The 11,707-nt window shown below is 59.4% G+C and carries 16 protein-coding genes; all 16 read left to right on the top strand.

The features are described 5' to 3' along the window. The first annotated feature begins 45 nt into the window (after positions 1–45). The 16 genes from E9954_RS16335 to E9954_RS16265 all read left to right on the top strand — a co-directional run bounded on the left by E9954_RS16335 (position 46) and on the right by E9954_RS16265 (position 11,706). Positions 46–369, top strand: a complete 324-nt coding sequence (locus E9954_RS16335; RefSeq protein WP_136080377.1) for a hypothetical protein — start codon at positions 46–48, stop codon at positions 367–369. Then, positions 362–931, top strand: coding sequence for a hypothetical protein (locus E9954_RS16330; RefSeq protein WP_136080376.1), 570 nt, complete (start codon positions 362–364; stop codon positions 929–931). The genes E9954_RS16335 and E9954_RS16330 overlap by 8 nt, the downstream gene beginning before the upstream one ends. Beyond that, positions 922–1,350: a hypothetical protein gene (locus E9954_RS16325; protein WP_136080375.1), complete on the top strand. Its 429-nt coding sequence runs from the start codon at positions 922–924 to the stop codon at positions 1,348–1,350. The genes E9954_RS16330 and E9954_RS16325 overlap by 10 nt, the downstream gene beginning before the upstream one ends. 15 nt (positions 1,351–1,365) lie before the next feature. Next, on the top strand, positions 1,366–1,740 hold the full coding sequence (locus E9954_RS16320) for a hypothetical protein (RefSeq protein ID WP_136080374.1): 375 nt from the start codon (positions 1,366–1,368) through the stop codon (positions 1,738–1,740). A 3-nt stretch (positions 1,741–1,743) separates the two neighbouring features. Beyond that, positions 1,744–2,214: a hypothetical protein gene (locus E9954_RS16315; protein ID WP_136080373.1), complete on the top strand. Its 471-nt coding sequence runs from the start codon at positions 1,744–1,746 to the stop codon at positions 2,212–2,214. Positions 2,215–2,258: 44 nt separating this feature from the next. After that, on the top strand, positions 2,259–2,411 hold the full coding sequence (locus E9954_RS32570; protein ID WP_168442330.1) for a hypothetical protein: 153 nt from the start codon (positions 2,259–2,261) through the stop codon (positions 2,409–2,411). Continuing rightward, positions 2,395–4,017, top strand: a complete 1,623-nt coding sequence (locus E9954_RS16310) for a hypothetical protein (RefSeq protein WP_136080372.1) — start codon at positions 2,395–2,397, stop codon at positions 4,015–4,017. Before E9954_RS32570 ends, E9954_RS16310 begins: the two co-directional genes overlap by 17 nt. Positions 4,018–4,022: 5 nt before the next feature. Then, entirely contained in the window at positions 4,023–4,688 is a 666-nt protein-coding gene (locus E9954_RS16305; protein WP_136080371.1) for a hypothetical protein, read from the top strand. Then, on the top strand, positions 4,688–4,993 hold the full coding sequence (locus E9954_RS16300; RefSeq protein WP_136080370.1) for a hypothetical protein: 306 nt from the start codon (positions 4,688–4,690) through the stop codon (positions 4,991–4,993). Before E9954_RS16305 ends, E9954_RS16300 begins: the two co-directional genes overlap by 1 nt. Then, positions 4,993–6,462: a hypothetical protein gene (locus E9954_RS16295; RefSeq protein WP_136080369.1), complete on the top strand. Its 1,470-nt coding sequence runs from the start codon at positions 4,993–4,995 to the stop codon at positions 6,460–6,462. Before E9954_RS16300 ends, E9954_RS16295 begins: the two co-directional genes overlap by 1 nt. Before the next feature lie 12 nt (positions 6,463–6,474). Beyond that, the gene (locus E9954_RS16290) at positions 6,475–7,146 is read left to right on the top strand and encodes a hypothetical protein (protein WP_136080368.1); all 672 of its coding nucleotides are present in this window, start codon (positions 6,475–6,477) and stop codon (positions 7,144–7,146) included. Then, positions 7,143–8,357 (top strand): hypothetical protein, encoded by a 1,215-nt coding sequence (locus tag E9954_RS16285; protein WP_136080367.1) that lies wholly within the window; start codon positions 7,143–7,145, stop codon positions 8,355–8,357. Before E9954_RS16290 ends, E9954_RS16285 begins: the two co-directional genes overlap by 4 nt. Positions 8,358–8,440: 83 nt before the next feature. After that, on the top strand, positions 8,441–9,121 hold the full coding sequence (locus E9954_RS16280; RefSeq protein WP_136080366.1) for a hypothetical protein: 681 nt from the start codon (positions 8,441–8,443) through the stop codon (positions 9,119–9,121). 16 nt (positions 9,122–9,137) lie between these two features. Further along, positions 9,138–10,865: a hypothetical protein gene (locus E9954_RS16275; RefSeq protein WP_136080365.1), complete on the top strand. Its 1,728-nt coding sequence runs from the start codon at positions 9,138–9,140 to the stop codon at positions 10,863–10,865. Further along, entirely contained in the window at positions 10,862–11,305 is a 444-nt protein-coding gene (locus E9954_RS16270) for a hypothetical protein (protein ID WP_136080364.1), read from the top strand. Before E9954_RS16275 ends, E9954_RS16270 begins: the two co-directional genes overlap by 4 nt. After that, complete coding sequence (locus E9954_RS16265) at positions 11,302–11,706, top strand: hypothetical protein (protein ID WP_136080363.1); 405 nt, start codon at positions 11,302–11,304, stop codon at positions 11,704–11,706. The genes E9954_RS16270 and E9954_RS16265 overlap by 4 nt, the downstream gene beginning before the upstream one ends. Position 11,707 lies beyond the last annotated feature (1 nt).

The following is an 11,707-nucleotide window of genomic DNA, read 5'->3' as shown; positions in this document are numbered from 1 at the left end:
TCCTCCCTTGGCCCCGGTCACCCCGCTTTTTGAACTTGGAGCATCATGCCTGGACTGACCAGAGAAATTATGCGGGATTGCGGGAATCGCGTGGCGCGTATGCGCGGCGGGGCTTCCGTTTCCGTTGTCTACGACGGCAAGACGGCGGTGGATGCCACCAAGGGACTGGTGAAGATCGACCCCGACATGGCGTTTTCCGGCCTGTTCTCGGCCTACGAGTTAAGCGTCTGGTTTTCCAGCCACGGTATGGGCGAAATCAAGCCGAACCGCCTAGTGACGGTGGACGGCACGGAATACAGCATCATCGCCGCCGAAAAAGATCCGTATGGGGCGCGGTGGCAATTGGATTTGAAGGCAATCGATGGTTGATGGCGTACAATTTGACCATGCAAGCGAACGTGCTTTTCAGCGCTCGCTCGACAACGTTTTTGATCAGTCGCAGCGCAGCGCCGCCGATACCGTCAAATATGGCGCCATCCGCTTTGCCACTTCGGGGCGGGCCTCTTCCAAGATCGGCAAGAAAAACCGCGATGTTGTGCCGAACTCGTCAAAGAACGGTGCCAAGTGGCTGATCGTGGTGAAGAACCAGAAGGGCAAGCCCGACCGCATGCTGCCGACCAACGCGCTGCGGGATCCGCGCCGGGTCATAAAGATGCGTGGCGCGGCAAAGAACAGTTGGAACGGTGTTTTCCGCACCTTGAATGGAAAGACCAAGGCTGTGGCCGGCGGTGGACGCGGTGCGAGCTGGGGCACGGCCAAAAAGCGCGGCATGGATACGCATGCGCCGAGCATCACCATTGAAAACTTTACAAGCTACATGATGAAGGCGTTTCCGGCCATCTTGCCGACCGCTTACAACAAGGCGGCCAACGCAATGCAGGCCATCCTCGACCGCAAGGTCAGCAAGGAGTTTGAACGGGCATGGAACTAGAAAAACAGATTGAAAGCGCGATTGCGGCGGTGCTGGGTAGCATCGACGGCCTGAACGTGCGCGCCTATCTGGTGGACGACACGCCCGGCGAAACCGTTCCCGAACCGCTGGCCTATCCCTATTGCGCCTGTGCGGCCAGCCCGGTGGGTACTGTGCTGGAGGGCGACATCCTTTACAGCGTCGGCGTTCGCATCGTGATTGCAACCCACATTTTGAAAGATACGAAGCGGGCCGCGCTTTCTGGCCATCTCTCTTCCGTGCGTTCCGCGCTCACCGTGGCCGCGCTGGATGCCGAGCTGCCGGATAACATTGGAGCCAAGGGCATCATGTTCTTGCCCGAGGAACCCGAGGCCGACGAAGAGGAACAACGAGAGATTTTAACCGCCGAAATTGCCTTTGTGGCAATTGAGGCCACTTAACAACAGGAGGCCATCATGGCGACAAAACTAGCAACAATCAGCGGGGTCAAGTTCGGCGTCGATCAAGAGACCGCCTACGACGTGATCATCACCAGCATCAGCGAAACGCACAGCAGCGAAGAAACGCCGCTGAAAGATGAAACCGGTGCGATCGTGGCCACGAATATCGAAGGCATTGCCGGCGAACTTCAGATTGATTTCGCCATCAAGGGCACGAACAGCCTGGCCAGCGATGCCCTGATTGGAACCGTGATTTCCGACATCACCGATTCCGAGTTTCAGGATGAATACATCGTGGTTGGTGTTTCGCGTGTCCGTGCCGAAGGGCAATGGATGAAAGGCACGCTGACCGCCAAGAACTATGGCACAGGCTTCACCACGGCGGCGTAAACCATGGACACCAAGGGACAAATCGACAAGAACGCGCTGGAGGCCGCTGAAGCAGCGGTCGAGGCGCGGGAGGAAGAAAGCCTCACCGACCTGGCACCAGACGGCGCGCTGATGATCGGGGGAATGCCGGCGCGTGCCCTGAGTATGGCCGATTTCCGCATCGTGCAGCGCGTGGCGATGGGATTAGATAAGGCCAGCATTCCCATGACCGACATCGATGTGGCGCTGCTGATCATTTATTGCCTGGTGCAGGTGGATATGGAAGACATTGCCCAGCTCTGGCGCGATGCCAACGACGCCGAACGTTTATGGGCTAGGATCAACATCGAATGGCTTTCCGGCTTCGGCCTGGGGGCCACCACAAGGATGGTTGAAGACGCCGCCCCGATGTTGCAGGAATTCCGCGACACCATGGCCGTGGTGGAAAGTGCTGGAGGTGATGGGTCGGGGGAGTCGCAGGCCGCGACTGGTTAGCGGCCAGCCTTGAGTTTTGCCTTTCCGTCCTTGGCCTGCCCCGGATGGAAGCCCTGTGGCTCACGCCGCTTGCAACGGTTATGCGCTGCCAGGCGGCCTATATGGAGCGCATGGGGCAGCGGGTGGACTGGGAAGCAGGCAAGTTGAAAAAGATTCTTGAACTATTGGAGGACGCCGGCGATGGCTCCGCATCTTAAAGGAAAAATCAGCCTAAACTCGAAGGAAGCGCGCGACGCCGTGCGCGACCTTGAGCGAAGCGTGAACAAGTTCAAGAAAAACGTCGGTGCCCCGCTGGCGAAGATTGGCAAAATGGCGGCGGTGGCCGGCCTAGCGCTGGCCGCCATGGGAACCGCTGCAATAAACTCTGTTGCCAAGGCCGGCGATGCCATGGACAAGATGTCGAAGCGCACCGGCATTGCGACAGACGAGCTTTCCCGCTATGCCCACGCCGCCGCCCTTTCAGGTGGTAGCATTGACGGCATGGAGAAAAGCCTCAAGGCGATGGGTACGGCACTCTATGAGGCCAAGCGCGGCACCAAGACCTATACTGACGCGCTTGGCGACCTTGGATTGAGCTTCGAGGATCTGGCAAACCTCGACCCCGGCGCGAGGTTTGATCTGATCCTTACGCGCTTGGCCGACATCAAGGACGCATCGTTAAAATCAGCGCTGGCTTTGAAGGTGTTTGGCCGAAACGGCATCCAGTTGCTGCCTATGCTTTCTGGCGGCGCCAAGGGTTTGAAGGAGATGAAGGCCGAAGCCGACCGGCTCGGGATTGTCTTTGATGCCGACCAGGCCGCCGCCGCCGCCCGATTCGTCGATGAAACCACGCGGCTGAAAGGCTCGTTCCGCGGACTGCTGATCGAGGGCATCAACCTCAACAGCGTATCCGACAGCGTTGCCGGCCTGACCTCCAGCATGGTGGCTTTGCGGGAAAGCGGCGCCACCACTGCAATCATGACCGGGTTCGTCAACCTCGCCACCAACGTGGTGAATGCCATCAACCATATTGTCGGAGGCTTCAACGCCATGACCGACGCCGAACGCGATGCGGTGAGAAACGCCGGCATTGCGTTCCTGGGCATCACCGTTGCATTCAAATCGGGGCTGCTGATTCCGATCACGCGCGGGTTGGCGTTGCTGGTGGCTAACTTCGCCACCGCCGCCGGGGCAATCAATGTGGTGTTGGCCGGCATCATGACGAGCATTGCCGCCTATGATTTTGCGGAGGCGCTGGATAAAAAATTCAGCTTCGGCGCGAGGGTATCAAAGAAGATTTTCGAGGCGCAAAAATCAATTGCCGAAGCATTGGGCGACGACGCAGGGGTGCTTAAATTCAGCCGAGCCATCGAAGAAGCCGACCGCCGGATCCTGCACCAGGATGCCGCCACCGAAGGCGATACCTTTGGCGAGATTTTCGCCGAACGCATGCGCGATCGGATGAAGGCAATTCTGCCCGATCAATTCGAAAACCTATTTTCGGCAGGCCGTAAAATGTTCGATTTCGAAATTCCCGACATAGCAGAGCTTACCCAATCCAGCAAGATGGCGGGTGATTTTGCCATGACCGAAAACGCCATGGCAAATATTGCCAAGATGGCGGAGCCAATCCGGGGAATGATGACCGGCGCACTGCGGATCAACCACGCGCTTTCCGGCAGTGCAACCGGCTCCGAACAGCGCGATCAGGAAAAGACGCAGAACAGCCGCGACCAGGTTACCGAACAGAAAAAGACGAACGAGCTTTTGCAGGAAGTGGTTGAAGGCATCCAGGAACGTGGCTCGTTCAGCTTTGCGATTTAGGAGGCATGATGTTTTTGTCAGCAGAGACCAATTTTCAGACCCCGGTACAGGTGAAGGGCTACCCCGTCAAGCGGCGCGAGGGCAAGACCTGGAAACTGACCGACAAGTTTCAGATCGTGAGCGAAAAGGCCGAGGATTTCATTCCGGATGCCTATTCATCGTACGAAGATACCGAGATGAAGCTGCAGAGCGCCACGATTACGCCGACGCAGGCCACCGGCATTATGCTGGTGACGCTCAACTATTCGCCCGAAGATCCGTTCGGTTCCGGCAGCACCATCAGCACCCATACCGATGGCCAGACCCGGCAGTCGAGCCGTTCGGATTGGCGCGAGGTGCCGATCGATGACGAGCGGCTGGTTTCCTCCGGCTTCCTGACCGAGTCAAGCCGCGATGCTAAGAAGGCCGAGGGATACAAGACCATCGGCATCGGCGGCATTGAATACACCTATGAGGAATTCATCGCTAACTTTGTGTGGAGCCAGGCCGGTGTGCTGGCCTCGTTGAACGTTGGCAAGACCGCCGCGCCGGCGGGAATGACCGGAGCGGATTCCAGCAAATGGCTGGTGGCAGGCGTCAGTATCGACAGCGATGGCGTGAACGACGATGGCGAACCGATGGTTTCGCGCCGGTCGGTTTTTAAGTATTCGGCAATCGGGTGGGACAACTAATGGTTCCAATGGTTCCAATCGATGCCAGTGATCCGCCTTGGGTTGTGGAGCTCAAGAACCGGCTCAACGAACTGGCCGCCGAACTAGACCGCGTCCGCGCAAAAGGCGACGGCACCACCACCCGCGTTAACAACGGCGTGGTTTCCGCGCTGGCCACGGGCATGCCGGAAATCACTAGCGCGCATAAGCGGCATATGTCCGTTGTGCTTGAACTCGACACGGACAAGGTGGCCGAGTTGGAGCTTTCCGAGGACGACCAGTGGAAGGCGCTCTACCATGCGAATGGATACGAGAGGTTGCACTAATGGCCGGCGCACCCGTCATTCAATCCCCGCAGGACTGGCGGAACTTCGCGCACGTTGATGCACGCGAGGAGCTGCGCGGCGCGATGGCCGGCCTGCAACTCGCCGACGTTCAGCCGGGGTGCATCTATGCCGGTATTTATGCCTACCGGAACGAGACATGGCTGACGGGCGACGAGCCGCTGCTGACGACGGACGCGAACGAGTCGGGCAAGTTGAACTTCTTCCATCTAATACAGCACCAGCTGGAGCATAACGCGCCGTTCCTGCTTCGCGATCTTTGGGCGGCGCAAGACACGGGCATGTTCAAGTGTCCGTGGAAGGGTGGCGAGCCGAGCCTGAAGTGGATTTTCACAATGGCCGGGGTCGGTAGCAAGAGCCGGGGCGGCTGGGGCTTCCGCTTCAGCCCGGGCACCGAGATCGAGTTGGGGCTGGCCGAAGGCAAGAGCACGGAGCAACTGCTGGCCGAAGGCGCGCAGAACATTCCGGCGGTGTTCTATCCGTTCAGTCTGGAAGAGGATATTCCGCGCGACGAATACCTGGCGAACAAGTACAGCAGCGCGCGCATGGATCAGATTGCGGGGCCATGGCTGACGGAGGATCTGGCGGACTTCCTGTGGTTTCTTGAATCCTGCCGCGACAACGGGATCATTGACACCGTCTTTGATCGCCGGACGTTCACACAGACCATGACGACCTACGAGTGGACGACAATATACGAATACCTTTCGGCGGTGCTGCGCACCACCGAGCAGATGCAGACGATCCTGAAAACCGAGGCCGAGCAGACATTTATGCCGACCATGAAGGATACGGTGTGGACGGGCACGGTGCTGCCTACCACGAAGGACACGGCGCATCTGGAAACGACGCAGGTCGATACCGTGATCGGGCAAGTTGAAACCACTGAGTTCTTCGCAACGCATTCCCTCAAACAGACGATAGTGGGCTACGACTATATAACCGTTTGGTGGGATACCGACGAATATGATTGGACGGATTGGTCTGATGGATCCGGCAACCAATGGCAGGAATTGACGAAGGTCGGCGAGCACCTGACCTGGAGTGTGAAGCCGTTGCCGTCCTATGAAGAAACCACGGTTCCGAAACTGACGTGGCGGCTTACGGACACGGATGTCTATGGCCAGACGGATAAACTGGCGACGACGTTGCTACCGACCTTGGATGAGACGATCCTTTTCACAACGGCGCAGACGACGGGCGAGACGCTAAAGAGCGCTGACACGATGGTTTTCGACCGCATGTCCACTGGGTACAAGCAGACGTGGAAGCTCGAGGTTGCGGAGGATTGGCGGGAGACCTCGGGGACGTTCACCACATGGGTGCCGACCTATTCGATGTCGAGCACGCGCACGTTGCTTTCTGTGATTACGGAAGTTGCGACGCAGCCGGAAACATTCCCGCCCACGGCGGAGCCGGAAGAGGCCGGCAGCGAAATTCTATTGGTTTGATTGGAGGCAGGTATGGTTAGGGCAGAAGAGTTGAGAACGAGTTATGCGGGGTTGCCGCCGTTGTTCCCGCGTCGGCAGGATCGGTGGCACATTCCGCGCGAGTGCGAGGGTGGCACGGTCTATATCCTGGGCGGCGGCCCGAGCTTTGATCCGGCGCAACATGCGGAGGCGCTGCGCGGCAAGATGGTGATCGGCTGCAACGAGGCGTTCAAGCTGGGGGCGGAGCTGGTGGACTGGTGCCACTTCACGGACTTGCAGTGGTGGATCGAGCACCAGTCGGAACTGGAGGCCTACACGGGCACGGTGACGACGTGCCAGAAGCTGGTGACGGATGAGCGGATCAAGCTGCTGGGCGGCATGGGTTCCGGAGTCGAGTTTGAGGACTCTAGCCGGATCGGGATCAACCGCAATTCGGGGCTTGGTGCAATGAATATTGCGGTGCACCTGGGTGCGGTTCGAATTGTGTTGCTCGGGTTCGATATGTGCGGGCAGTCGGACGCCCATCATTGGTACGAGCGCGAGGAGCGCGGGAGCAAGGATGGAACCTACCGGATGCACCGGAAGTATGCGCTATCGGTCTGGGAGGATCTGGAGGCGCACGGGGGCATTGAGGTGGTGAACGCATCACCCAACTCCACTTTGCCGTTCTGGCCGAAAACCACAATCGAGGAGGTGTTGGGATGAAGCAACTGGACATTACGTTTGTGACGGGCGCGCCGGGAAGCGGGCTGAACCTTGCGGCAGGGCTGCTGAAGGCGGAGGGGGCGTTTGCGGGCCGGACGCTGAACCAGGCGATCCACAACACGCACGAGAACCCGAAGATCAAGGAGCTGTGTGTTGCGCCATACCTTGAGCAGTTCTTCCCGGGGAAGAAGCTGGAGGGGAAGGATAAGAAGATCTTGAACCCGAAGCGCGCGCCGGTGCCGTTTGCGAAGCCGCACTGGCAGCCGCCGTACTTCCGCGATCTGCTGCTGGGCATCCTGCGGCGGGAGGGGTGGGACTTGGCGGAGCCGGTGGTGGTTGCGCTGCCGATGCTGGCGCTGATGGCGCCGGTGTTCCACCAGGCGTTCCCGGAAGCAAAGTGGATCCTGTGCGAGCGCGACGAAGCGGAACTGCTGGAAGACCTTCGCCGGCGGAAGTGGATTGCGCAGAACGATGCGGAGTCGGTGCCGATGTATGACCGGGCGGTGGAGGCGATTGCCAACCATCCGGAGATCGATAGCCGCCGGGTGCGCTTTGGCGAGCTGCCGGAACCCCAGCGCCTGCGCCTCCGGAGCTCCGGCAAGCTGCGGGTGGTGTGCATGCTGCGGACGGGCGGCGCCTACGATGCCGACGACGTGCGGAACCTCAAGCGGCAGGTGGCAGAAAGCCTGACGGTGGAGCATGAGTTTGTCTGCTATTCGGACGATCCGGCGATTGCCGACGTTGCGCTGGTGGGTTGCCGTCCGACGTGGTGGGACAAGCTGGATCTATTCCGCGAAACGGGGCCGTGCATCTATCTGGATCTGGACACCTACATTCCCGGGAACATCGACGACCTTGCGCACTATGCGCTGGGCGGAACGGATCGGATCATGATGCTGCATGCGGTGCCGAACAATGTGCCGGGGTGGTATGGCTCGGGGATCATGGCCTGGAACGGCGACTTCTCGTTTATGATGGACAGCTTTGAGCCGGAAGCGCCGGAGCGCATTCGCTTTGCGGACATCCACTTCTCGCAGCGTTTGGCGGAGCGCGGGATTGTGCCGAACGTGGTGGCGGATGTGATGCCCGGCATGGTGCTGTGGCCGCGCAACCAGCTGGAGTGGGACGTGCCGGCGGATGCGCGGATCGTGTGCTTTAGCCGCGATCCAAAGCCGCGCGATCTTGGCGCGCCGTACTTCGTTAAGTCGTGAAATCTCAACGCAGGGGCGGTGAAACCCGCCTTTGCGGTTCTGTAAACTTGGAAAAGTGAAGGTGGCCTTGCCACCGTATATCTATGAAAACGGTCTATTACAACACTACCACCGGAACGCTTTACGACGTTGACCGAGGCCGTGAATTACCGCGCGCCCAATACCCTTGGATCCGCTACCGCGAAAAGGTGGATTTAACCATCATCTGCATTACTGGGCTGGATGCCAGCGGCGTGCCGGTGGTCGATACCACGCTCGACGCTTCGCTGGCCTACGAGGCCGCGATCGACAAGGACTATTCCACCACCACCACCGTGATGGTGAAGACGCTCGACGCTAATATTTCCATTACGCCCAGCACCGGCACCATCGTGGTGCAGCTCGATGCCAACACCGAGGAATTCCAGGCGGCGGTCGATACCAAGAAATCGATCAGCGGAACATTCGAACTTCAGGGCGACGACGTGGACGAACTGGTTTGGAGCATCGACTTTCCCGTCGTCTGCAAAGGCACTATCAACGCCGGCAGCGGCGATCCCGATCCAATTCCCGCCGAGGACTATTACAGCAAGACGGAAACCGCCGCCCTGCTGGCCTCGTTCAAACCCACCCGCGTGGCGAACTTTGCGGCCCTGCCGGCCAGCCCGACCGATCTTCAGCCGGTGCGGGTGACGACGCTGGGCTACACCATCTACTGGGACGAAAGTGCAGCCGCGTGGACAACCAGCGACGGTGCTGAAGTGACTGCTGCCGACGAATCTTAATCAAGGAGAACCTGCCATGAAGAAACTGCTTCTATTAGCGGCCCTACTGCCGCTCGCCCTCTTTGCCGCCAAACCCACCAAGATGGTGGACGAAAACGGCACCACCACCACCATCGCCGAGTATGTCGGCACAACCGTTTCCAACTCCGCCGTGCTGGACGCCGAGGCCGGGGCGGACGTCGGCATCTATAGCGCCACGCAGGTCACCGTTGGAGGGCCATTGCAGAATAATACGCTCGTCGTGGATGATGACGGGGTGACGGTTACGGGGTGGATGGAACTCACCGGCGACCCGGTACGCGACCAGGGGGTCGGCAACCAAGGCTACAACGACGACCGCTACATCGCGCAATCCGGCACCCTCACCAACTCCGCCGAGATTGTTGCGGAGGCTAGCGGCTACACCAACAGAGTGGAGAGGATTTCAGCCGACGGGCGGCATTGGTACGGCTCGCCGTTCGCTGCATTCGCAGACGCGCAGGATGGCGACAGCTTCGTCGTCCACCCCGGCACCTACAACGAGTTGGGATCGCAAACCTCGCATTTCGGTGCGCGCAACAATATCCGCGTGGCCGGAATCGGGCGCCCGCGCATCAATATCACCCTGCCCAACCTGGTGCCCAATGAGCGTGGTTTGGACGCCTCCTATATGACCAATTTCATCATGACCGGAATCGACTTCTACCAGTCCACAACCGGCGATGTAGCCTCACTTGATTCTCGCTACGGACTGGTATTGAGCCGGTCGAGCAATGCTGTGGTGGAGGATTGCCGCTACCAGTGGGACATGTCCGAGAATAACTCGTCCGGAGCCAAGATGGTTGTGGCCGTGGCGGAGGCCAGCGGCGTGGTCTTCCGTGGGTGTGGCTTCGTTTTACGCGATCTGGGGAGCAATAACTCGGCAGGCATGTTGGCCACGCATGACGCCGGCGCGCTCCCGCCTGTTTTTGATGACTGCACATTTGTGTACGACGGAATTGATTATTTCGACGTGGGGTCGCTTTCGATACTGGATGCATGCACAGCCAACGATCTGGCGCTCTTCCCCGCGTCAGCCGGAGCACAGGACGATGAACGGCCATTCCTCGCCGGTGTTGGCGAGATCAACGGCGCGATGATCGTGGGGTCGATGGATGACTTGAGTGTCCAAACGGGCCGCAATGCATTGCGCACAGAGTTGTCCCGCAACCCAAACGTGATCGTGGTTGGTGATAACCTGGACGAAATCGTCGGTGTGCAAGGGCCGGATTTCGACTGCATCCCGAGCGATTTCAGCGGGACGATTTTTGTACAGACTTCCTCGCTCATCAACAAGACGATGTATCCCGACGACAACGTAACCCAGCGGTACGTGTTCCAGGCAGGCACGACGACCTCGTACAATACTGCGGTTTATCAGTTTATATGGACTTGGCGGAGTGCCTCAAATATCAACATCACGGTTGAGGGTGGTCGATTCCATGCTTCGGGGGCGGGGGATAATTTCGGACTGACATTGCACACCTGCACCAACTCCTCGCTGACGGTTGTTGATTGCGAGTTCGCCCATGTTGACACGCTCAACAAGCGGCAGTGCGTCTACCAGTCTGGAGTCGGAAATCAGACTTACCAGATGGGCGGCCGGGTGATGACCACGGGGCAGGATTGGATCTACTACTATGGACACGTTGCAGATGGTGTGGCGGTCTACACCAACGGGACATTCCTCGCCGCGCCGGACTACATCAAATGGGATACCCCATGATGCGCCCGTCCCTCGTCATAATCCCCGCCGTCCTGCTCTGGCTCGTTGCCGAGTGCATCGGCTCGACCAACGGCCCGCCGATGCCGGATGGAGGGCCGGGTTCCACCCCGGCTCCCGCGTTGCGCGGAACATTCCGCAAGGCCACGACCACCAACACGGTTCCTGTGCATATCCGCACCATCGGAAGCGTGGCGCGTTTGCAGACCATCGCGCCGGTTCATCTGGAACTGACCCCGCCCGGTTGGCACCCGCCCCGCCCGGTGCCGACGTTTGATTTCAGCGTGCCAATGCTCACCACCACCAACCTCTCGACCGGCCTCTGGATTTCGGTGGAGGTTCCATGTTCGGTGCCCGCCACCAACGCGGCGCAGTTTTTCAAGTTGTATGGAGGGTCGGGTTCCACCCCGACCGCCGCACGAACGGAGGTGCCTGCCGAATGAACTGCCCCCTCCAGCGCCTTTGCCATGCCGCCCTGCTCAAGCAGCACAATGAGCAGATCCACCGGCTCAACCAAGAGTTGTTCGACAACATGACGCTCCTCGCCAACGCCAATTTGAGCAAAGTCGAGTTTGAGCAGACGGTGCGGTTGCTGGAAATGGAAATCGGCACCTATAAAAGCGTGATGAAAACCCACGTCTCGGAGCCGGGGCGTCGGTTGATCAGCCGCTACCGTCCCATCGTCGAGAGCCACGAACCCAAATGCGTCACCTGCACCAACATGGTCGAGGACGACAGCAGCGGGCGCGTGCAAGGCCGATGCTGGGAATACAAGCACCGGGTCAACCGCACCAAGGGCGGATGCCCCAACCACACCAGTTTAACAAAAGAAAAGGCGGCATGAG

The sequence above is a fragment of the Pontiella desulfatans genome, assembly GCF_900890425.1.
Taxonomy (GTDB): Bacteria; Verrucomicrobiota; Kiritimatiellia; order Kiritimatiellales; family Pontiellaceae; genus Pontiella; species Pontiella desulfatans.
Note: the sequence above shows the minus strand (reverse complement) of the source record. Positions and strands in the feature narration are given on the sequence as shown.

What these genes read in the sequence shown, in the direction of transcription:
- E9954_RS16335 (WP_136080377.1), top strand. Translation starts at nt 46, where the DNA reads ATGCCTGGACTGACCAGAGAAATTATGCGGGATTGCGGGAATCGCGTG.
- E9954_RS16330 (WP_136080376.1), top strand. Translation starts at nt 362, where the DNA reads ATGGTTGATGGCGTACAATTTGACCATGCAAGCGAACGTGCTTTTCAG.
- E9954_RS16325 (WP_136080375.1), top strand. Translation starts at nt 922, where the DNA reads ATGGAACTAGAAAAACAGATTGAAAGCGCGATTGCGGCGGTGCTGGGT.
- E9954_RS16320 (WP_136080374.1), top strand. Translation starts at nt 1,366, where the DNA reads ATGGCGACAAAACTAGCAACAATCAGCGGGGTCAAGTTCGGCGTCGAT.
- E9954_RS16315 (WP_136080373.1), top strand. Translation starts at nt 1,744, where the DNA reads ATGGACACCAAGGGACAAATCGACAAGAACGCGCTGGAGGCCGCTGAA.
- E9954_RS32570 (WP_168442330.1), top strand. Translation starts at nt 2,259, where the DNA reads ATGGAAGCCCTGTGGCTCACGCCGCTTGCAACGGTTATGCGCTGCCAG.
- E9954_RS16310 (WP_136080372.1), top strand. Translation starts at nt 2,395, where the DNA reads ATGGCTCCGCATCTTAAAGGAAAAATCAGCCTAAACTCGAAGGAAGCG.
- E9954_RS16305 (WP_136080371.1), top strand. Translation starts at nt 4,023, where the DNA reads ATGATGTTTTTGTCAGCAGAGACCAATTTTCAGACCCCGGTACAGGTG.
- E9954_RS16300 (WP_136080370.1), top strand. Translation starts at nt 4,688, where the DNA reads ATGGTTCCAATGGTTCCAATCGATGCCAGTGATCCGCCTTGGGTTGTG.
- E9954_RS16295 (WP_136080369.1), top strand. Translation starts at nt 4,993, where the DNA reads ATGGCCGGCGCACCCGTCATTCAATCCCCGCAGGACTGGCGGAACTTC.
- E9954_RS16290 (WP_136080368.1), top strand. Translation starts at nt 6,475, where the DNA reads ATGGTTAGGGCAGAAGAGTTGAGAACGAGTTATGCGGGGTTGCCGCCG.
- E9954_RS16285 (WP_136080367.1), top strand. Translation starts at nt 7,143, where the DNA reads ATGAAGCAACTGGACATTACGTTTGTGACGGGCGCGCCGGGAAGCGGG.
- E9954_RS16280 (WP_136080366.1), top strand. Translation starts at nt 8,441, where the DNA reads ATGAAAACGGTCTATTACAACACTACCACCGGAACGCTTTACGACGTT.
- E9954_RS16275 (WP_136080365.1), top strand. Translation starts at nt 9,138, where the DNA reads ATGAAGAAACTGCTTCTATTAGCGGCCCTACTGCCGCTCGCCCTCTTT.
- E9954_RS16270 (WP_136080364.1), top strand. Translation starts at nt 10,862, where the DNA reads ATGATGCGCCCGTCCCTCGTCATAATCCCCGCCGTCCTGCTCTGGCTC.
- E9954_RS16265 (WP_136080363.1), top strand. Translation starts at nt 11,302, where the DNA reads ATGAACTGCCCCCTCCAGCGCCTTTGCCATGCCGCCCTGCTCAAGCAG.